We start from the raw sequence: 18,828 nt of genomic DNA, 5'->3' as shown, positions 1-18,828 counted from the left end.
TCACCTCGCACCATCCGGAAGGCCCGCATGTCCACCCCTGCTCCCGCGCCCATGAGCCACAAGCGCGTGCTCGAAGCGCTCTCCGGTCTGCTGCTCGGCATGTTCGTCTCGATGCTCGCGTCGACCGTGGTCTCCACGTCGCTGCCGACGATCATCCACGACCTGCAGGGCGACCAGGCCGCCTTCACCTGGGTCGTCACGGCCACCCTGCTCACGACCGCGATCTCCACACCGGTCTGGGGCAAGCTCGCCGACCTCGTGAACCGCAAGGCGCTCTACCAGCTTGCGATCGTCATCTTCATCCTCGCGACGATGGCCGCCGGACTCTCGACCAGCACCGAGATGCTCATCGCGTTCCGCGCCGTGCAGGGCATCGGCGCGGGCGGAATCGTCGCGCTCAGCCAGGTGATCATGGCCGACATCATCAGCCCCCGCGAACGCGGCCGCTACATGGGACTCTTCGGTGCCGTCATGGCGGTCGCCAACGTCGGCGGGCCGCTGCTCGGGGGCGTCATCACGGATGCGTGGGGCTGGCGCTGGAACTTCTACGTCGCCGTGCCGTTCGCCGTCGCCGCGCTCATCATCGTGCAGCGCACCCTGCACCTGCCGAAGCTCGCGGAGCGCAAGGTCTCGATCGATTACGTCGGCATCGTCACGCTCTCCGCCGCCGTCTCGCTCCTGCTCATCTGGGTGACCCTCGCGGGCAACTCGTTCGACTGGTGGAGCCTCGAGACGATCCTCATGGTCGGCGGCGCGATCCTCTTCGCGGTCGTGTTCGTGATCGTCGAACTGCGCTCGAGGGAGCCCCTCATCCCGCTGTCGATGTTCCGCAACTCGACCTTCACGCTCTCGGTCATCGCGTCGATCGCGACCGGCATCGCCATGTTCGGCTCGGCCGTCTTCCTCAGCCAGTACATGCAGCTCGCGCGCGGCGCGACCCCCACCGAGGCCGGCCTCATGACGATTCCGATGATCGCGGGGCTCCTCGTGGCCTCGGTCGGCGTCGGCGCTCTCATCACGCGCTACGGCAAGTGGAAGGGCTTCGTGGTGCTCGGATCCGTGCTGCTGGTCGCCGGATCCGTGACGCTCTCGACGCTCGAATACGACACCCCCTTCGTGCTCGTCGCGCTCTATCAGGTGCTGCTCGGAGCCGGTGTCGGCATGACGATGCAGAACCTCGTGCTCGTGGTGCAGAACAACATCGCACCCACGATGATCGGCGTCGCGAGCTCCGGCGTCACCTTCTTCCGCAGCCTCGGCGGTACGGTCGGCGTCTCGGTGATGGGCGCGGCTCTCGCGTCGCGCGTGGTCGAGATCGTCGCCGACCGGCAGGACGACATCGCGTCCGCGCTCGCGAGCCTCGGCGCGGACGCCCCGCACTGGGCCGAGCAGCTGCAGTCGGGCACCCTCCCGGCTGTCGCATCGATGCCCGAGCAGCTGCGTCTCGTGTTCGAGGACATCTACGCGAACGGCATCTCTCACGCGTTCCTCTTCGCGGTGCCCTTCGCCGTGCTGAGTCTCGTCGCGATCGTCTTCCTGCCCAACAAGCCGCTCACCACGATGACGACGAGCGAGCGCATCCACGCCTCGGAGGCCGACCTCGCGACCGTCTCGGTGCCGGCGGACATGAACTCCCTCACCGCGACCGCCGGCAGCCGCGTGGCCGAGGCCGAGGGCGGTGGCGCCTCGCCGGGTGACGCCGACGCCTCTGACGCGGCAGACTCGGAGTCGCACGACGAGAAGGGATCGCGATGACGAGCGACGAGCAGGTTCGCCGCGACGCGGTGCGGCGGCTCGAAGGCGCGTTCAGCACGATCATCGGCGAATTCCGTCGCGTCTACGCAGGCATGGCCGCCACTGCGAGCCCCGGCATGCTGCCCGGCACCTTCAAGGTGCTCTCGGTGATCGAACGCCGCGGCCCCGTGACGGCATCCTGGCTCGCCGAGCATCTCGCCGCCGACAAAGGCCAGGTGAGCCGCCACATCTCCGAGCTCGAGGCGCTGGGGTTCGTGACCCGCACCCCGGATCCCGACGACGGCCGCATCAGGCTCATCTCGGTCACCGAGGAGGGCGCGGCGCGCCTCGCCGCAGCGCGCGAGCCGTACGAGGAGCGCCTGCATGAGGTGCTCGCGGGGTGGCCCATCGAGTCGATCGACCGGCTCGTCGAACTGCTCGGCGCGCTCGCCTCGGGGGATGCCCCCGAGTCCTGACGCATCGCTAGCATCAGGTGATGGCTCACACAGAAGTGCACCCGACGGCCGAGACCGTGATCGCGATCGATGCCGGCCAGACCGGCATCAAGGTGCGTCTCCTCGTGCCCGACACCGAGCCAGCTGAACGGCTGTTCGACGGTGTGCGCACGGATCGCCCGCTCCTGCCGCAGCTCGCCGACGTCGTGCGCGCCGTGGCACCCGCGGTGCCTCTCGCCGCGGTCGCCGTCGGAACGTCGGGCCTCACGAGCGCCGAAGCGGATGCCGGAGCGCTGCGTGCTCTCATCGCCGACCTCGCCCCCGGCCGGGTGCTGCTCGCGCACGATTCGGTGACCTCCTACCTCGGCACGCTCGGCGACGCCCAGGGCGTCGTCGTCGCCGCAGGCACCGGGGTCGTGACCCTCGCCGTCGGGCCGCACACGGTCGCGCGCGTCGACGGCTGGGGTTACCTCATGGGCGACGCCGGCAGCGGGTTCTGGGTGGGCCGGCAGGCGCTCGACGCCGTGATGCGCGCCTACGACGGCCGCGGCCCCGCGACCGCGCTCACCGCCGTGGTGCGGGAGCGCTGGCCCGACCTCGAAGATGCCTACGTGCAGCTGCAGTCGGATGAGGCGCGCGTGAGCGTCGTCGCCTCCTTCGCCCGCGCCGTGGCCGAGCTCGCCGACACCGATGAGGTCGCGGCGCGCATCTGCGCCGAGGCAGCATCCGAGCTCGCCCTCTCGGCGATCACGGCGCTCCGCCGCGTCGAGCTCGACGGCCGCACCTCCCCGCTCGTGAGCGCCATCGGCGGCGTGTTCCGCTCACCGCACGTGCGCGGCGGGTTCGAGCGCTCCGTCTCCGCCGTTTTCCCCGATGCGGTGTTCGAGGCCCCGCACGGCGCCGGTCTCGATGGCGCCGAGGCGCTCGCCGCGCTGCCCGAGACCCACCCCCTGCGCGACCTCATCTCGGTCGCCTAGCGACCGCCCCCCGCGCACCCCCCCCGCGCGCGCGCATCCGGTGACGCCGGATGACGGCCTGCAACACCCGACGACGGCCCGCGTCGGCGTCTCGTCGAATGTGACGCCGCGCGGTTGCCGCGCGCGTTCGACCCTGCGTGTAATGGGCGCTCCCGAACCCCGGGACTCCATCGAGAAGGGAACCGAACGTGTCCGACCAGAAGTCGACGCCCGACGGTCAGAGCGAGCTGCGCTCGGCTGTCGCGGCGAACAGCAGGAAGAAGCGCACCATCATCGTCGGTGTCGCGAGCGTGCTCGCCGCGGCGCTCGTGGCGGGCGCCATCGCCATCGGCGTGAGCCTCAGCCAGACGCCCAGCGCGCAGGCCGGATCCGGCGGTGCCGCCGACGAGCGCATCAGCGTGAAGATCGCGACCGCCGAGGACACCCAGTTCCAGGACGCCATCAAGGAGGTCGCGGCCGAGAACGGGCTCGACGTCGAATGGGTCAACGTCGATGACTGGGTGCTGCCCAACACGGAGCTCGCGGCCGGCACGGTCGACGCGAACGCGTTCCAGCACATCCTGTACCTCTCGGCGTTCAACGTGGAGAGCGGCGCCGAGCTCACGCCCGTGTTCTCGACCGTCATCACCCAGTGGGGGATCTTCTCCGCGACGCTCGACGACCTGACGGAGATCCCCGACGGCGGCCGCATCGCGATCCCCGACGACCCCTCGAACGGCGGTCGCGCGCTCGTCATCCTCGAAGCGGCCGGGTTCCTGGAGCTCGCGGACGATGCGGGCGACTTCCCGACCGTCGAGGACGTGACCTCCAACCCGAAGAACCTCGAGTTCGTCGCGATCGGCGCCCGCACCATCCCGCAGCAGTTCGACGACCCGAGCCTCGCGGCCGTCGTCGTCGGAACGGCCTACTTCGAGCCCGCGCAGGGCATCGGCAAGGACGACGCCCTCTACCTCGACGACTCGCTTGCCGAGCAGAACCTGCCCTACGTGAACGTCGTCGCGGTGCGCTCGGATGATGCCGACAACCCCGCGTGGAAGATCCTCGAGAAGGCCTACGCCGACCCGCGGGTCGCCGCAGCCCTCGATGACGAGTTCTTCGGGAACACGGTGCTCGTGAACGTGCCCGTCGAGACGCTGCGCGACAAGCTCGCGGCGCTCGAGAAGCTCGCCGCCGAGAACCGGTGATCCCATGCCCACCGCGATCTCCTTCGAGGGCGTCTCCAAGACGTTCGAGGTGAAGGGCCGCCAGGTCGATGCGCTCCGCGACGTCGATCTGGCGGTCGAGGCCGGCGAGATCTACGGCATCGTCGGCTACTCCGGAGCCGGCAAGTCGACGCTGCTGCGCACCGTCAACGCCCTCGAACGCCCCACCAGCGGGCGCGTCGTCGTCGACGGCCGTGAGATCTCGGCACTGCAGGGGCGCGAGCTGTTCGCCGCCCGACAGCGCATCGGCATGATCTTCCAGCAGTTCAACCTGCTGCGCTCGCGCACCGTCTACGCCAACATCGCCTACCCGCTGAAGCTCGCCGGGTTCTCGAAGGCGGCCATCCTCGATCGCGTCGAGGAGCTGCTCGACTTCGTGGGGCTCACCGACAAGGCGCTCGCGTATCCGTCGCAGCTCTCGGGCGGACAGAAGCAGCGAGTGGGCATCGCCCGTGCGCTCGCGACCCGGCCCGAGGTGCTCATCTCGGATGAGTCGACGAGCGCCCTCGACCCTCAGACCACCGGCGAGGTGCTCGAGCTGCTGCAGCGCACCAACCGCGAGTACGGAGTCACCATCCTCCTCGTCACCCACGAGATCGACGTCATCCGCGAGATCGCCCACAAGGTGGCCGTGATGGAGGCGGGGCGCGTCGTCGAGCACGGCAGCGTGTACGACGTCTTCTCGGCGCCGCGCACCCCCACCGCCAGACGCTTCGTCTCGTCGGTGCTGCGGCACATCCCCTCGGCGGACGTGCTCGACCACATCCGTGCCGTGCATCACGGGCGCCTCGTGCAGCTGCACGTGGAGGACCGCGACACCAACCACCCGTTCCTCTCGCAGGTGGCGCGTGCCCACGGCGTCGATCTCAACGTGGTCTACGGCGGGGTCGACGAGCTGCAGGGCAAGCTGTTCGGCAGCCTCACCGTCGAGCTTCTCGGGGCGGAGACGGATGTGGATGCCGCGATCGCCGACCTGCGGCTCACCGCGCATGTCACCGAGCTGACGCTGCCCGAGCGGGAGGTCGTGCATGCGTGAGTTCGATCTCGACGCCTTCCTGCCCCGGTTCCTGAAGGCGCTCGCCGAGACGGGGATCATGGTGTCGGTCTCGTTCCTCGGGGCCGCGATCATCGGCCTGCTGCTGGGCCTGCTGCTCTACGCGTCGCGCCCCGGCAATCTGCTCGAGAATCGCTCCGTGTTCGCGGTGCTGAACGTCGTGATCAACGTGGTCCGCCCCATCCCGTTCCTCATCGTGGCGATCGCGCTCATCCCGCTCACGCGGCTCGTGTTCGGCACGGGCCTCGGTCCGCTGCCCGCCGCGCTGCCGCTCATCCTGGTGGCGAGCGTCGCCATCGCGCGCGTCTCCGAGTCGAACCTCGTGGCGGTCGACCCCGGCTCGATCGAGGCGGGCGCCGCGATGGGCGCGAGCCCCGCGCGGGTGCTGTTCACGATCGTCGTGCCCGAGGCGCTCGGGCCGCTGACGCTCGGGCTCACCTACATCCTCGTGGCCCTCGTGGATGCGACGGCCGTCGCGGGCGTCGTCGGCGCGGGAGGCCTCGGCGATCTCGCGATGAAGTTCGGCTACGCGCGCTTCGACTGGATCACCGTGATCGTGGTCGTCATCTCGCTCGTGCTGCTCGTGCAGCTGGCGCAGTGGCTCGGCAACTCGATCGCGAAGCGCGTCATCCACTGACCCTCAACCGGAAGGCCCTCATGAGCAGCTTCACCTCGCTCGATCTCGGCGCTCAGGGATTCGGCGGCATGGCGCTCGCCGACGCCTACGGGCCCGCCGACCAGACCGCCGCCCTCGCCACCCTCCACCACGCGGTGGATGCGGGCATCCGACTCATCGACACGGCGGATGTCTACGGCGGCGGCTCGAACGAACGGCTCGTCGGGCGGCTGCTGCGTGAGCGTCGCGACGAGGTCGTGCTCGCCACCAAGTTCGGGTTCGTGCGCCCCGACGAGCATGACGGCCGTCGGTTCCGCGGCGACCCCGCCTACGCGAGGCAGGCCGCGCAGGCGAGCCTCGCGCGGCTGGGGGTCGAGCGCATCGACCTGTACTACCTGCACCGGGTCGACCCGCTCGTGCCCATCGAGGAGTCGATCGGCGCTCTCGCGGAGCTCGTCGCGGACGGCATCGTGGCGCACGTGGGCGTGAGCGAGGTGACCGCATCCGAGCTGGAGCGCGCGCACGCGGTGCACCCCATCACCGCCGTGCAGAGCGAATGGTCGGTGTGGAGCCGCGACGTCGAAGATCAGGTGGTTCCCACGGCGGCCCGGCTCGGGGTGGGCTTCGTGGCGTACTCGCCGCTAGGGCGCGGGTTCCTCGCATCCCGCGAACCCGTCGCGGAGTTCGCCGACGGCGACCTGCGCCGCAGCTTCCCGCGGTTCGATCCTGAGCACCTCGACGCGAACGCGCGGATCGCCGGCGTCGTGCGTGCGGCGGCCGCGCGGCTCGGCATCACGCCCGCGCAGCTCGCCCTCGCGTGGCTCGCCGAACGGGGTCGTGCGCTCGGCATCCCGCTCGTCTCCATCCCGTCGACGCGGCGGCCCGATCGCATCGACGAGAACCTCGCGGCGCGCGAGATCCGGCTGGACGCCGAGACGCTCGCAGAGCTGGATGCGCTCGCCGCCTCCGTGGCGGGTGACCGAGCCCGGAACGCCGCCGACATCTCCCAGGGCCGCGAGCGACTCGAGGCGGTGCGATGAGCACCGCGGAGGCCGTCGCGGCGGAGACGAGGGCGACGAGCGTGGAGGCGTTCGCCGAAGTCTTCGACCGGGTGGGGGAGGACGCCGCGGAGCGCGAGCGGGAGCGACGCCTGCCGTTTGCCGAGGTCGAGCTGCTGCGCGATGCGGGCTTCACGCGCGTGACGCTGCCGCCCGAGCTCGGCGGCGGCGGCGCGGATGAGCAGACGCTCTTCGAGCTGCTCGCCGAACTCGCACGCCGCGACCCGAACCTCGCGCAGCTGTTCCGCTCGCATTTCTCCTTCATCGACCGCGCGCTGCACGCGCCGCCCTCGGATGCCCGAGAAGCGCGCCTCGCACGTCTCGCTTCCGGCGCCATCCACGGCAACGCGAGCTTCGAGAAGGGCGACGCCAAGGTGGGCGGCTACGCGACGCGCCTCACCGCCGATGCCGCCGGGTTGCGGCTCGACGGCCGCAAGTTCTACAGCACCGGGACCCTGTTCGCCGATCTCGTGTCGGTGCTCGCGTTCCACGACGGCGAGCTCGTGAGCGCCCTCGTGCCCACCGATGCGGCGGGAGTCACCCGCCTCGACGACTGGGACGGCTTCGGACAGCGGCTCACCGGATCCGGAACGACCGTCTTCGAGGGGGTGCGCGTGGACGCATCCGATGTGATCGAACGCGACGGCGCACCGAGCCACGCGGGCGCGTTCGTGCAGCTCGTGCTGCTCGCGGTTCTCGCCGGCATCGGGCGCGCGGTCGTCGACGACGCCGTGCGGTTCGTGCAGGAGCGCACCCGCACCTACTCGCACGCGAGCGCCGCACTGCCGCGCGAGGATCCGATCGTGCAGGAGACCGTCGGCGAGCTGTCGGCGCTGTCGTTCGCGGCGGATGCGGCGCTCGCCGTGGCCGTGGGTGCGCTGCAGTCATCGAGCGACGCGATCCGGGCGGGAGCGCCCGCGGAGGAGATCGAGCGACGGATCGCGGAGGCCGACCTCGCGGCGACCCGCGCGCAGCTGGTGATCGTGCCGAACGTGCTGAAGGCGGCGACCGAGCTGTTCGAGGTGGGCGGTGCGAGCGCGCTGTCGCAGAAGCTCGCGCTCGACCGGCACTGGCGCAACGCCCGCACGGTCGCCTCGCACAATCCGGCGCGGTTCAAGGCGCGCGTCGTGGGCGACCACCTGCTCAACGGCACGCCCGTGCTGTCGTGGTGGACCAACGGCGAGGCGTGAGCCGGCGACAGCCCTCAGCGGAGGTTGCCGCCCACGATCGTCACATCGGGGTGCGGGTCGAGGCGGTAGCCGCGGCGGCGGATGGTGCGGATCACTTCGCCGTAGGGGGCGAGGCGGCGGCGCAGTCGCTGCAGGTAGACGTCGATCGTGCGCTCGCCGATGTCGTCGGTGCCGTCCGCCGCCGCGAGGGCCGCGAGCAGCGCGGGGCGGTCGTGGGTGACGCCCTGGTTGCGCACCAGGTGGTCGAGAAGCGCCTGCTCGCGGTAGGTGAGCCGCACGGGTGAGCCGTCGATGCACACGCGGTGGCGGTCGAGGTCGATGTGAAGGCCCGTCTTCGGCGGCGTCGCGCCCGCCGGAGGTGTGGGCGCGGCAGCGCGACGCGCGCTCGGCTCGCCGAGGGCGGTGCGCACGGCGATGAGGGGCGGCGCATCCGTCTCGGGCCCCAGCACGATCGAGGCGAAGGTCTCGGCGCCGGGGATGTCGGTGAGGGCGCGCTGCACGTCGTCGACGAGCGCGCCGATGTCGACTCCGGCATCCGCCGCCCGGTGCTCGTCGATGCCGACATAGATCCCGAACCCGCGGTACCCGAGCCCGGCAGGCGGGGCGAGGGGCGCACGCGAACGCGATCCGCCCTCCCAGGGGATCGCCACGAACTCCGCACTCATCGGTTCCACTCCTCGGTCTTCGCGCACCGCGGGGGCGATGCGCACTGTCCGCTGTCGAGTGTGCCTCGCAGCGCGCGGGGGCTCCACTGGCGTGACGATGTGAGACAGCGTGCGACGAAACACGACGCACTGTGACGCTGTGTGAGCACGGTGGGATGCGCGGGCCAGCAGGCGGCGGGGTGGCCGCGTGGCAAGAGCAGGCTGAATCGCCTGATATAGTCATTCAGTTGGTTCTTGTAGCCAGCAGGCGCCCGTAGCTCAATGGATAGAGCATCTGACTACGGATCAGAAGGTTAGGGGTTCGAGTCCCTTCGGGCGCACAAACTGGTTGAGACAGTTACGGAAAGCGGTTCGCGAAAGCGGGCCGCTTTCTTGGTTTCCCGGAGCGGACGTGAAGCCAGAGCACCCTCTGAGGGGGTCACGTCAACCCCTCGTCCGGCGCGCGGCGCGGGCGTAGCGTCACGGCATGTCCAGAACACGGGGTGGCCGGATGCTGGTGCTGCTCGCCGCGCTGTGCGTCGCGCTGACCGGGTGCGGGCTGCAGATCCCCTCGGATCCCGACGGCACGCTCGACCGGGTGAGCGGCGGCACGCTGAGGGTCGGGGCGTCGCCGAACGGCGAGTTCGTGCGCGTCGACGACGGCGAGGTCTCGGGCAGCGAGGCGGAGCTCGTGCAGGCGTTCGCGGAGAGCCTCGACGCGCGCGTCGACTGGACGGCGGGGTCGGAGGAGGCGCTCGTGCGGGAGCTCGAGCGCGGCGACCTCGACCTCGTCATCGGCGGCCTCACCGATGCGACCCCGTGGACCGACCAGGCGGGGATGAGTCGGCCCTACGCCGAGGTGACCGACGTCACCGGCGCCACCCACCGTCTCGTCATGCTCGTGCCGCTCGGCGAGAACGCGTTCCTCAGCGAGCTCGAGACGTTCCTCACGGAGCACGCCCCGGAATCGGAGGCCGCAGGATGAGCGTCACCTTCGGCATCGCCGAGCTGCCGGAGAAGCAGGCCCAATCGCTGCGCCGCGCCATCCGCCTCGAATGGATCACGATCGCCTTCCTCGCCGTGACCGTCACACTCGTGTTCCTCGTGCTCGGCAACTCGCAGGCGATGAGGGCTGCATGGATCGAGGATCTGCTGTCGTTCATCCCGCCGATCGCGTTCCTCATCGCGGTCCGCGTCAACCGCTGGCGGCCCACGCGCGCCCACCCGTACGGGTACCACCGCTCGATCGGCGTCGGGCATCTCGTGTCGGCGGTGGCGCTCACGACGATGGGCACGTTCCTCATCATCACGTCGGCGGCGGGGCTCGTGAGGCTCGAGCATCCGACGATCGGCACCGTCGAACTGTTCGGTCAGAGCATCTGGCTCGGCTGGCTCATGATCGGCGTGATGGCGGCGACCGCGCTGCCGCCCGTGTTCATCGGGCGGATCAAGATGGCCCTCGCGAAAGACCTGCACAACAAGGTGCTCTACGCCGACGCCGACATGAACAAGGCCGACTGGATGACCGCGATCGGCACGATCGTGGGCGTCTCGGGCATCGGGCTCGGCATCTGGTGGCTCGATGGCGCGGCCGCACTCTTCATTGCGGGCAGCATCCTCTGGGATGGTGTGCGCAACCTCAAAGCGGCGATCCTCGACCTCATGGATGAGCGCGCGACGACCTTCGACGAGCGCAGACCCCATCCCGTCGCCGCCGAGATCGAAGGATATCTGCGCTCGCTGCCGTGGGTGGCCGAGGCCGGCTGCCGGGTGCGGGATCAGGGGCATGTGTTCCACGTCGAGGCGTTCGTGGTGCCGCGCCGGAGACGGATGCCGAAGGTCGCCGAGCTCGAACGCGCGCGAGAAGCGTGCATCCGGGTGGATTGGAAAGCTGCAGATGTGGTGATCGTGCCTGTCCCCGTGCTGCCGGCTGTGGTGCGCGACGACGCAGAGACCGGATCCCGCTAGCCCGTCGCCTCGCGCGCGCGCCGCCGCTGGGCGCGGCGCCCCAGACGCACCGTGCGCATCCCGCGCCAGATGCGCTTCGCGAACGAGAACGGCGAACGGAACGGGCGCGCCGAGATGTGGATCGCAAGGCGGTCATCGACGGCGATGCGAGCGCCCGGGGGGAACGCGAAGGTCAGGTCGAGGTCGTCGTGCACGTTCGGGTCGTGGCGGTGCACGTGCTCGCGTGCCGCGAGCCACACCCTCCGGCGCATCGCGAAGTTCGAGCCGAACAGCGGCGGCTTTCCGGCGGCGCGCCCCATGAGCCGGAAGTAGGCGCGCATGTAGCCGAGGTCGGCGAGCCGGGCGAGCGGTGTCGGCAGGGCGTCGAAGGTGCCCGGGCCGGTCACGGCGGCGAGGCCCGGGTCGTCGCGGAACAGCTGCACCACATCGGCGAGCCAGTTCGGGTGCGGCACCGAGTCGGCGTCGATGCGGGCGATGAGGGTGCCGTGGGCATGGTCGTAGCCGGTGGATGCGGCCGCGGCGATGCCCGGGAGCTCCTCCCGCACGTACACCACCGGCCAGCGGCGGGCGACCTCGGGGGTTCGATCGGTGCTCGCGTTGTCGACCACGATCACCTCGTCCGGGCGCAGGGTCTGCGCCGACAGCGCCCGCAGACAGTGCTCCAGGAGCCCGGCGTCGTCCTTCACCGGGATCACCACCGAGATGGTGAAGTCGTCGCTCGTCACCCACCCAGTCTCGCGAGGAGCGGGTTCCCGCGAACGGGGGTTGCGGGTTCGGCCCGCTCTTGCATTGCCGCGTCCTCGTTCGCGACGACGACCGCTCGCGCGCGCGCGCAAGTATCCCTCCGAGCGCGCGCGATGTCCACCCGGTGTGGATGCGCGACGCACGGGCGCAGGGTCGAAAGGGACGGCACGGGGCCGTCGCCGACGAACGGGGCAGGGATGTTCTTCCACGTGCAGCGCTTGATCAACGAGATCGCTCAGGACGAACCGGATCCGGCGGCCGCGAACGCGCTGCAGGAAGGTCTCGGCGGGCAGTTCGGCGAGATGCGCACCATGATGCAGTACCTCTTCCAGGCGATCAACTTCCGGGGGCCAGCGGCCAAGCCGTATCGCGACCTCATCCAGGGGGTCGGCACGGAGGAGATCAGCCACGTCGAGCTCATCGGCACGACCATCTCGCGCCTGCTCGACGGCTCGCCCGAGTACTCCGGCAAGGTCGGCGATCCGCTCGACACGCCCGGCGCAGGCGGGGCCACTCCGCTCAAGATCGCGCTCTCCGAGGGCAACATCCACCACTACCTGGTGGCGGCGCAGGGCGCGCTCCCGGTCGACGCGGCGGGCAACCCGTGGAACGGCAGCTGGGTCTACAACTCGGGCAACCTCGTGCTCGACCTGCTCTACAACCTCATGCTCGAGTCGACCGGTCGGCTGCAGAAGTGCCGCATCTACGAGATGACCTCGAACGCGACCGCGCGCTCCACGATCGCCTACCTGATCGTGCGCGACCAGGCGCACGAGAACGCGTTCGCGAAGGCGCTCGAGACGCTCGGGGTGGACTGGCGAAAGACCCTCCCGATCCCGAAGACCAACGCCGAGCGCTTCCCCGAGGTGAAGTTGCTGCTGGACGCAGGGCTGCAGAGCAAGCAGTACACCTTCGATCTCGCGGGGCAGTCGGAGGCCGGCCGCATCTTCCAGGGCGCGTCGCCGTCGAACGACGGAACCGAGCTCCAGGCTCGCGAACAGGCCCCGGAAGGGGTGCCGTCGATGATCGCGCCCGACCGCCTGGAGGAGTTCTCCTCAGGCGCCGACGCGGATCTGCTGGCGCTCATCCAGGCGACCGCCGAGATGGAGCTCGCCGAGATCGACGCGATGTTCGGACCCACCTCCGGTGCCGCCCGATGAAGGCGATGACGTATCGAGGTGCCTACAAGGTGCAGGTGGCCGAGAAGGACCTCCCGCGCATCGAGCATCCCAACGACGCGATCGTGCGAGTGACGCGCGCCGCGATCTGCGGATCCGATCTGCACCTGTTCCACGGGCTCATGCCCGACACCCGCATCGGGTCGACGTTCGGTCACGAGTTCATCGGCGTCGTGCATGAGGTGGGCTCGAGCGTCGAGAACCTGAAACCGGGCGATCGCGTGATGGTGCCGTTCAACATCGCGTGCGGCTCGTGCTTCTTCTGCGCGCGCGGCCTGTACTCGAACTGCCACAACGTGAACCCCAACGCGACAGCGATCGGCGGCATCTACGGCTACTCGCACAGCACCGGCGGATACGACGGCGGCCAGGCGGAGTTCGTGCGCGTGCCGTTCGCGGACGTGGGGCCGATGGTGATCCCCGAGTGGCTCGACGAGGAGGACGCCCTCATGATGACGGACGCGCTGGCCACCGGATACTTCGGTGCGCAGATCGCCGACATCGAGGAGGGCGACACAGTCGTCGTGTTCGGGGCGGGGCCGGTGGGGCTCTTCGCCGCGAAGTCGGCGTGGCTGATGGGGGCAGGGCGCGTGATCGTGATCGACCACCTCGACTACCGGCTCGCGAAGGCGCGTGAGTTCGCGCACGCCGAGACGTACAGCTTCACCGAGGTGCCGGATGTGGTGCTGCATCTCAAGCTCATCACCGACGGTCTCGGAGCGGATCGCGTGATCGATGCGGCGGGCGCGGAGGCCGACGGCGCCTTCGTGCAGCACGTCACCGCAGCGAAGCTCAAACTGCAGGGCGGTTCGCCCATCGCGCTCAACTGGGCGATCGACTCGGTGCGCAAAGCCGGAACGGTCTCGGTGGTCGGCGCGTACGGTCCGTTGTTCAGCGCCGTGAAGTTCGGCGACGCGATGAACAAGGGCCTCACGCTGCGTATGAACCAGGCGCCGGTGAAGCGGCAGTGGCCGCGGCTGCTCGAGCACATCCGCGCCGGGCACCTCTCGCCGCGCGACATCATCACCCACCGCATTCCCCTCGACGACATCGCCGAGGGGTACCACATGTTCTCAAGCAAGCTCGATGACTGCATCAAGCCGGTCATCGTCGTCGGAGAGGAGTGATCATGCCGTACACCGCCGAGCGGCCCGGCCCCCGCGAGACGAGCGATGAGCTTCGCGCGCGCATCCCCGGGTGGGGCAGTGACGTCGACCCGGCCGACAGGCCGTCATTTCCGCGCGAACGCCCCGAGCACACGGGTGCGCACTGGCGGATGCCGGAGCACCAGGGAGAGGACGCCTCGCGCGAGCGCTCCATCGAGCACCTGCAGCTGACACCCGTGTACGGCACCGCTCAGCCGCTGCACGGCGTCTCAGGTGTCGTGCGCCGCTTCGCGTATGACCACTACAGCGAAGGCAAGGCCGCCCACTGGCTGCTGCTCATGCTGGGCGACCGCATCGACGCCGCCGGCGCGCACGCCCAGTCCATGTTCACCACCCGGCCCGACAACCCCATCACGCAGACAGGCGTCCTCGCCGAGGGCGAGCTGGGCGGCATCCGCTCGCGGTTCGGGCGTGGGCGCTACGACGTGCGGCACATCTGGCTCGATCCGGTGATCGTCGCCGCGCCGTGGCTCATCACGGGTGCTGCGACAGCGGTGGTGCTGCGGATGCTGCTGAAGAAGAAGCGCTAGGCGAATTCCCATCTTGGGCGAGCTGCGGGCTCTAACATCAGCCCGTGGACTTCTCTCTCGAGCTCTCGCCCGATCTTCTCGCCGTCTTCCTCACGCTCTTCGTTCTCGAGATCGTGCTGGGGGTCGACAACGTCATCTTCATCTCGATCCTGGCGAGCAAGCTTCCGGTCGCGCAGCAGGCGAAGGCGCGCAACCTCGGCCTCACCCTCGCGATGGTGATGCGCCTGGGCCTCGTGTTCCTCGCCGGATGGATCATCACCCTCAAGGAGGACGTCTTCTTCATCGCAGACGCGGGCTTCTCGGTGAAGGATCTCATCCTGATCGCGGGCGGTCTCTTCCTCGTCTACAAGGCGGTGCATGAGATCCACCAGAAGCTCGAGGGTGACGAGGAGGAGCACGCGGGCGGCAAGGTGGCGACCACCACGTTCGGCTCCGTCATCGTGCAGATCCTGCTGCTCGATCTGGTGTTCTCGCTCGACTCCGTCATCACCGCCGTCGGCATGACGTCGAACATGATCGTCATCATCACGGCCGTCGTGGTGTCGTTCGGCATCATGCTGTTCGCCGCGAAGTTCATCTTCGAGTTCGTCAACAAGCACCCCACGGTGAAGATGCTGGCGCTGTCGTTCCTGCTGCTGATCGGTGTGTTCCTGATCGCCGAGGGCTTCGGCATCCACATCGACAAGGCCCTCATCTACGGCCCGATGGCGTTCGGAATCCTCGTCGAGGCGCTCAACCTGATCGCGGCGTCGCGCAAGAAGAAGCGTCGAGCTGCCGCTCACCCGGTGACGCTTCGCCCCACCTACCCGGCCGAGTCCTCGGCCGCCGCGATCGCTGCGGCGACCGGACGAAGCGGAGGCTCCGTGGGGCTGTCGCGCCGGCCCGTGGCGACCGAGGACACCGCGGACGTGGAGCGCGGCGGCCTCGGCTGACGGTCGGCGACCGGCGCGGATCAGGCCCCGATCAGGGCACGTTCGCGCCGCCGTTGACGTTGATCACCTCGCCCACCACGAAGCTCGACTCGGGCGACGCGAGGAACACGTAGGCGGGCGCCTGCTCGACCGGCTGGCTCGTTCGCCCGAGCCACGAGGAATCCCCGAAGCCGTTCAGCTTCTCGGTGGGCTGGCCGTCGCTCACCTGCAGGGGCGTCCACACCGGACCGGGCGCGACGGCGTTCACGCGGATGCCGCGCGGCGCCAGATCCTGCGCGAGCGCCTTCGTGAAGCCGATGATGGCGAACTTGGTGGAGGCGTAGTTGATGATCATGGGCGACGGGTTGTAGCCCTGCACCGACGTGGAGTTGATGATCGTCGCGCCCGGCGGCAGGTGGGGGAGCGCATCGCGGGTGATCCAGAACATCGCGTAGAGGTTGGTCTGGATGGTGCGGTCGAGATCCGCCTCGTCGAGCTCGTCGAATGACGGGTGGTACACCTGGTGCGCAGCGTTGTTGACGAGGATGTCGAGCCCGCCGAGCCCCGCCACGGCATCCGCGACGAGCTGGCGGCAGAACTCGCGGTCCCGGATGTCGCCCGGCAGCAGCACGCAGGTGCGGCCCTCCGCGCGCACGATGCGGGCGATCGCCGCGGCATCGATCTGCTCTTCGGGCAGGTAGCTGAGCGCCACATCCGCCCCCTCGCGCGCGAACGCGATCGCCACGGCGGCGCCGATGCCCGAGTCTCCGCCCGTGATGAGCGCCTTGCGCCCGGGAAGGCGGCCCGTGCCACGGTAGCTCGTCTCGCCGTGGTCGGCTTTCGGATCGAGCTCCGCATCGAGGCCGGGGAGCGGCTGCCAGGAGGCGTGCGGCTTGATGTGGGAGTGCCGCTCGACGGGGTTGTCGAACGTGAGCTGATCGGACAAATCGTCGTCTCCTTCGGGGGCGCGGGGCGTTCGCGACTCATGCTGCCGCGAGTGTCGCGTTTTGTTGGGAGTCGCAACTTTATCGGATCGATCGCGAGCTCCGCCCGACCCTGTTCTCGTCGCAGCGCCGGAGGTATCGTGGGGCATCGTCGAGAGGATGCCGACATGCGCTCTTCAACACCGAACGGATTCGATCTCTGGGATGCCGTCGACGGCATCCGCGAGACCTTCGCGGCCACGCACGGCCGGCGCGATGGGCCGGGCGACATCCGCGCCGCCGTCCTCCTCTCACTCCTCGAGGGGCCTCTGCACGGGTACCAGATCATCCGGGCGATCGAAGCCCGCACCGGCGGGGCGTGGGCTCCGAGCGCCGGCGAGGTCTATCCCACCCTGCAGCTGCTCACCGACGAACGGCTGGTGAGCGCGGAGCAGGTGGGTGAGCGCAAGGTGTACGCGCTCACCGAGGCGGGCCGCGAGGTCGCGGCCGACGCCGTCGACACGGCTGATGCGCCCACCGACAGCGAATCGGCGCGCGCGCGAGTCGAACGCAACCTCGCCCTGCCCAAGGCGGGGATGAAGCTCGCGCAGGCTGCTGCGCAGGTCGCGCAGAACGGCACTCCGGAGCAGACGGAGCGGGCGGTCGCGATCGTCGACGAGGCGCGGCGCAAGCTGTACGCGATCCTCGCCGAGGACTGACCGGATGCCGCGAGACGGCGGCACACCGCCCGCCGAAGCGGCGGATCGGGCACTTCAGGCTCGCTACCGCCGCATCATGCGTTTCGCCGGGGGCGCGTTCGCGCAGGCGTGGTGGTTCGAGATCCTGCTCCCGCGGATCGGTCTTCGCGCCGTCGCGGAGCGCGGCCGGATCAAGCGGATGCGACGCCTCGCTCAGCGCTTCCACGATCTCGCGGTCGACCTCGGCGGCCTCATGATCAAGGTCGGGCAGTTCCTGTCGTCGCGGCTGGACATCCTGCCGCCCGAGATCACGAACGAGCTCGAGGGTCTGCAGGATGAGGTCGCGCCCGAGACGTTCGAGAGCATCCGGGTTCAGGCGGAGGCGGAGCTGGGTGTGCCCCTCGATGTGGCGTTCGCGTGGTTCGAGCCTGTGCCGATCGCCGCCGCATCTCTCGGACAGGCGCATCGCGCACGCCTGTCGCCCGGCATCGCCGCCGACGTGGGGTTCGCGGATGTCGTGGTCAAGGTGCAGCGACCCGGCATCGAGGAGGTCGTCGGCGTCGATCTGGCCGCTCTGCGCCGCGTCGGCCGCTGGCTCGCGCGCGTGCGTTTGGTGTCGCGACGGGTCGACGCCCCCGCGCTCGTGGAGGAGTTCGCCGCGACGAGCCTCGCCGAGATCGACTACCTGCACGAGGCGGCGAACGCCGAGCGCTTCGCCGCCGACTTCGCCGGCGATCCGCGGATCGCCACCCCCGTCGTCGTCTGGGAGCGCACCACCCTGAGGGTGCTGACGCTGTCGGATGTGACCGCCATCAAGATCACCGATGTCGCTGCGCTCGCCGCGGCGGGCATCGACCCGGCGGCAGTGGCGCAGGAGCTCGCTCGGGCGACGTTCCAGCAGATCTTCGTCGTAGGGTTCTTCCACGCGGATCCGCATCCGGGCAACATCTTCGTCACTCCCGGCGCGCCCGGCTCGGGGGAGTCGTGGCAGCTCACCTTCATCGACTTCGGGATGATGGGCGAGATCACCGACACGCTCCGCGCGGGGCTGCGGGACTTCATCCTCGCGGTGGTCGCCCGCGATGGCAGCGCGCTCGTCGCCTCGATGGAGCGCCTCGGCGTGTTGCTGCCGGGCGCCGACACTGAGGAGCTCGAACGCGCGATGACGGCGTCGTTCGATCGGTTCGGGGGAATGGGCGTCGCTGAGCTGCGCGAGCTCGACCCGCGCGAGCTGGAGGCTTTCGCGCGCCAGTTCGGCGACACGATCCGGTCGCTGCCGTTCCAGCTGCCCGAGAGCTTCCTGCTGCTGATCCGCACCATCTCGCTCATCTCGGGCGTCACGAGCGCGCTCGATCGCGACTTCAACATGTGGGACGCGGTCGACCCGTTCGCGCGCACGGTGCTGACTCGCTCGACGGGAGATCTGCGCGAGGTGGGCAGGCGGGCGCTCGGATATGCCGCCACGGTCGCGCGCCTGCCCGCCCGTGTCGACCAGCTGGTGTCGCGCATCGAGCGAGGGCAGCTCGCCATCCGGGTGCCCGACGTCGAGCGGCGGCTCGCATCGCTCGAGCACCACTTCGCCGGCCTCACGTGGGCGATCGTCTTCGCGGCGATGCTGTTCTCCGGGGTGCTGCTGCGCCGCGCGGACGAAGAGTTCGGCTGGGTGCTGATCGTCGGATCCGTCGTCCCGCTGCTGAACGTCGCGCTGGTCTGGCGGAGGCGCTGAGCCGCGACCTGGCGGCCCGCCATCTCGTCTCAGCCAGCTGCCCTCTGCCCTCTG

General features: G+C 69.8%; 19 protein-coding genes and 1 tRNA gene. 17 read left to right on the top strand and 3 right to left on the bottom strand.

Features of this window, described 5'->3' with window-relative positions; genetic code table 11:
* The first annotated feature begins 27 nt into the window (after window positions 1–27).
* The 8 genes from HCR12_RS12665 (at window position 28) to HCR12_RS12630 (ending at window position 8,286) form a co-directional block, all read left to right on the top strand.
* Window positions 28–1,755, top strand: coding sequence for an MDR family MFS transporter (locus HCR12_RS12665; RefSeq protein WP_166866959.1), 1,728 nt, complete (start codon window positions 28–30; stop codon window positions 1,753–1,755).
* On the top strand, window positions 1,752–2,210 hold the full coding sequence (locus HCR12_RS12660; protein ID WP_166866956.1) for a MarR family winged helix-turn-helix transcriptional regulator: 459 nt from the start codon (window positions 1,752–1,754) through the stop codon (window positions 2,208–2,210). The genes HCR12_RS12665 and HCR12_RS12660 overlap by 4 nt, the downstream gene beginning before the upstream one ends.
* A gap of 20 nt (window positions 2,211–2,230) precedes the next feature.
* A complete protein-coding gene (locus HCR12_RS12655) occupies window positions 2,231–3,166 on the top strand; it encodes an N-acetylglucosamine kinase (RefSeq protein ID WP_166866955.1) in 936 nt (311 codons plus the stop codon).
* A gap of 188 nt (window positions 3,167–3,354) precedes the next feature.
* Window positions 3,355–4,350 carry a MetQ/NlpA family ABC transporter substrate-binding protein gene (locus HCR12_RS12650; protein ID WP_166866953.1) on the top strand — a complete coding sequence of 332 codons (996 nt, stop codon included), beginning with the start codon at window positions 3,355–3,357 and terminating at the stop codon, window positions 4,348–4,350.
* Between the two features lie 4 nt (window positions 4,351–4,354).
* Window positions 4,355–5,404, top strand: a complete 1,050-nt coding sequence (locus HCR12_RS12645; RefSeq protein ID WP_166866951.1) for a methionine ABC transporter ATP-binding protein — start codon at window positions 4,355–4,357, stop codon at window positions 5,402–5,404.
* A complete protein-coding gene (locus HCR12_RS12640; protein WP_166866949.1) occupies window positions 5,397–6,059 on the top strand; it encodes a methionine ABC transporter permease in 663 nt (220 codons plus the stop codon). The genes HCR12_RS12645 and HCR12_RS12640 overlap by 8 nt, the downstream gene beginning before the upstream one ends.
* 20 nt (window positions 6,060–6,079) lie before the next feature.
* Window positions 6,080–7,078, top strand: a complete 999-nt coding sequence (locus tag HCR12_RS12635; RefSeq protein ID WP_166866947.1) for an aldo/keto reductase — start codon at window positions 6,080–6,082, stop codon at window positions 7,076–7,078.
* Entirely contained in the window at window positions 7,075–8,286 is a 1,212-nt protein-coding gene (locus HCR12_RS12630) for an acyl-CoA dehydrogenase family protein (protein ID WP_166866945.1), read from the top strand. Before HCR12_RS12635 ends, HCR12_RS12630 begins: the two co-directional genes overlap by 4 nt.
* Window positions 8,287–8,300: 14 nt before the next feature.
* Here HCR12_RS12630 and HCR12_RS12625 read toward each other — a convergent pair whose 3' ends face one another.
* Window positions 8,301–8,951, bottom strand: a complete 651-nt coding sequence (locus tag HCR12_RS12625) for a winged helix-turn-helix domain-containing protein (RefSeq protein ID WP_166866943.1) — start codon at window positions 8,949–8,951, stop codon at window positions 8,301–8,303.
* Window positions 8,952–9,198: 247 nt separating this feature from the next.
* On the opposite strand from HCR12_RS12625, the gene HCR12_RS12620 reads away from it, so the two are divergent.
* The 3 genes from HCR12_RS12620 (at window position 9,199) to HCR12_RS12610 (ending at window position 10,898) form a co-directional block, all read left to right on the top strand.
* Window positions 9,199–9,271 (top strand) — tRNA-Arg (locus tag HCR12_RS12620).
* Window positions 9,272–9,417: 146 nt separating this feature from the next.
* Window positions 9,418–9,915 carry a transporter substrate-binding domain-containing protein gene (locus HCR12_RS12615; RefSeq protein WP_224763509.1) on the top strand — a complete coding sequence of 166 codons (498 nt, stop codon included), beginning with the start codon at window positions 9,418–9,420 and terminating at the stop codon, window positions 9,913–9,915.
* The gene (locus HCR12_RS12610; protein WP_166866940.1) at window positions 9,912–10,898 is read left to right on the top strand and encodes a cation diffusion facilitator family transporter; all 987 of its coding nucleotides are present in this window, start codon (window positions 9,912–9,914) and stop codon (window positions 10,896–10,898) included. The genes HCR12_RS12615 and HCR12_RS12610 overlap by 4 nt, the downstream gene beginning before the upstream one ends.
* Here HCR12_RS12610 and HCR12_RS12605 read toward each other — a convergent pair.
* Window positions 10,895–11,623 carry a glycosyltransferase family 2 protein gene (locus tag HCR12_RS12605; RefSeq protein ID WP_166866938.1) on the bottom strand — a complete coding sequence of 243 codons (729 nt, stop codon included), beginning with the start codon at window positions 11,621–11,623 and terminating at the stop codon, window positions 10,895–10,897. The two genes, HCR12_RS12610 and HCR12_RS12605, sit on opposite strands and share 4 nt — an antisense overlap.
* Before the next feature lie 216 nt (window positions 11,624–11,839).
* Between HCR12_RS12605 and HCR12_RS12600 the strand changes: the two genes are divergently transcribed.
* The 4 genes from HCR12_RS12600 to HCR12_RS12585 are packed head-to-tail and all read left to right on the top strand — an operon-like array spanning window position 11,840 to window position 15,448.
* Entirely contained in the window at window positions 11,840–12,802 is a 963-nt protein-coding gene (locus tag HCR12_RS12600; protein WP_166866936.1) for a manganese catalase family protein, read from the top strand.
* Complete coding sequence (locus HCR12_RS12595; RefSeq protein WP_166866935.1) at window positions 12,799–13,947, top strand: zinc-dependent alcohol dehydrogenase; 1,149 nt, start codon at window positions 12,799–12,801, stop codon at window positions 13,945–13,947. Before HCR12_RS12600 ends, HCR12_RS12595 begins: the two co-directional genes overlap by 4 nt.
* Window positions 13,948–13,949: 2 nt before the next feature.
* Complete coding sequence (locus tag HCR12_RS12590) at window positions 13,950–14,516, top strand: hypothetical protein (protein ID WP_166866933.1); 567 nt, start codon at window positions 13,950–13,952, stop codon at window positions 14,514–14,516.
* A gap of 44 nt (window positions 14,517–14,560) precedes the next feature.
* Window positions 14,561–15,448 (top strand): TerC family protein, encoded by an 888-nt coding sequence (locus HCR12_RS12585; protein WP_166866930.1) that lies wholly within the window; start codon window positions 14,561–14,563, stop codon window positions 15,446–15,448.
* Window positions 15,449–15,479: 31 nt separating this feature from the next.
* On the opposite strand, the gene HCR12_RS12580 is transcribed toward HCR12_RS12585, so the two are convergent.
* Window positions 15,480–16,373: an SDR family oxidoreductase gene (locus tag HCR12_RS12580; protein ID WP_166866928.1), complete on the bottom strand. Its 894-nt coding sequence runs from the start codon at window positions 16,371–16,373 to the stop codon at window positions 15,480–15,482.
* A gap of 165 nt (window positions 16,374–16,538) precedes the next feature.
* On the opposite strand from HCR12_RS12580, the gene HCR12_RS12575 reads away from it, so the two are divergent.
* A complete protein-coding gene (locus HCR12_RS12575) occupies window positions 16,539–17,069 on the top strand; it encodes a PadR family transcriptional regulator (protein ID WP_166866926.1) in 531 nt (176 codons plus the stop codon).
* A 4-nt stretch (window positions 17,070–17,073) separates the two neighbouring features.
* Window positions 17,074–18,774 (top strand): ABC1 kinase family protein, encoded by a 1,701-nt coding sequence (locus HCR12_RS12570; protein ID WP_166866925.1) that lies wholly within the window; start codon window positions 17,074–17,076, stop codon window positions 18,772–18,774.
* Window positions 18,775–18,828 lie beyond the last annotated feature (54 nt).

The sequence above is a fragment of the Salinibacterium sp. ZJ70 genome, from assembly GCF_011751865.2.
GTDB lineage: Bacteria > Actinomycetota > Actinomycetes > Actinomycetales > Microbacteriaceae > Homoserinibacter.
The sequence above is the reverse complement of the archived record's forward strand: the minus strand, read 5'-3'. Positions and strand labels throughout refer to the sequence as shown.

Bases quoted from the DNA above. Each gene is read 5' to 3' on its own strand.
- HCR12_RS12570 (WP_166866925.1), top strand. From the start codon at position 17,074: ATGCCGCGAGACGGCGGCACACCGCCCGCCGAAGCGGCGGATCGGGCA.
- HCR12_RS12655 (WP_166866955.1), top strand. From the start codon at position 2,231: ATGGCTCACACAGAAGTGCACCCGACGGCCGAGACCGTGATCGCGATC.
- HCR12_RS12635 (WP_166866947.1), top strand. From the start codon at position 6,080: ATGAGCAGCTTCACCTCGCTCGATCTCGGCGCTCAGGGATTCGGCGGC.
- HCR12_RS12645 (WP_166866951.1), top strand. From the start codon at position 4,355: ATGCCCACCGCGATCTCCTTCGAGGGCGTCTCCAAGACGTTCGAGGTG.
- HCR12_RS12640 (WP_166866949.1), top strand. From the start codon at position 5,397: ATGCGTGAGTTCGATCTCGACGCCTTCCTGCCCCGGTTCCTGAAGGCG.
- HCR12_RS12665 (WP_166866959.1), top strand. From the start codon at position 28: ATGTCCACCCCTGCTCCCGCGCCCATGAGCCACAAGCGCGTGCTCGAA.
- HCR12_RS12590 (WP_166866933.1), top strand. From the start codon at position 13,950: ATGCCGTACACCGCCGAGCGGCCCGGCCCCCGCGAGACGAGCGATGAG.
- HCR12_RS12625 (WP_166866943.1), bottom strand. From the start codon at position 8,951: ATGAGTGCGGAGTTCGTGGCGATCCCCTGGGAGGGCGGATCGCGTTCG.
- HCR12_RS12615 (WP_224763509.1), top strand. From the start codon at position 9,418: ATGTCCAGAACACGGGGTGGCCGGATGCTGGTGCTGCTCGCCGCGCTG.
- HCR12_RS12595 (WP_166866935.1), top strand. From the start codon at position 12,799: ATGAAGGCGATGACGTATCGAGGTGCCTACAAGGTGCAGGTGGCCGAG.
- HCR12_RS12600 (WP_166866936.1), top strand. From the start codon at position 11,840: ATGTTCTTCCACGTGCAGCGCTTGATCAACGAGATCGCTCAGGACGAA.
- HCR12_RS12610 (WP_166866940.1), top strand. From the start codon at position 9,912: ATGAGCGTCACCTTCGGCATCGCCGAGCTGCCGGAGAAGCAGGCCCAA.
- HCR12_RS12575 (WP_166866926.1), top strand. From the start codon at position 16,539: ATGCGCTCTTCAACACCGAACGGATTCGATCTCTGGGATGCCGTCGAC.
- HCR12_RS12660 (WP_166866956.1), top strand. From the start codon at position 1,752: ATGACGAGCGACGAGCAGGTTCGCCGCGACGCGGTGCGGCGGCTCGAA.
- HCR12_RS12630 (WP_166866945.1), top strand. From the start codon at position 7,075: ATGAGCACCGCGGAGGCCGTCGCGGCGGAGACGAGGGCGACGAGCGTG.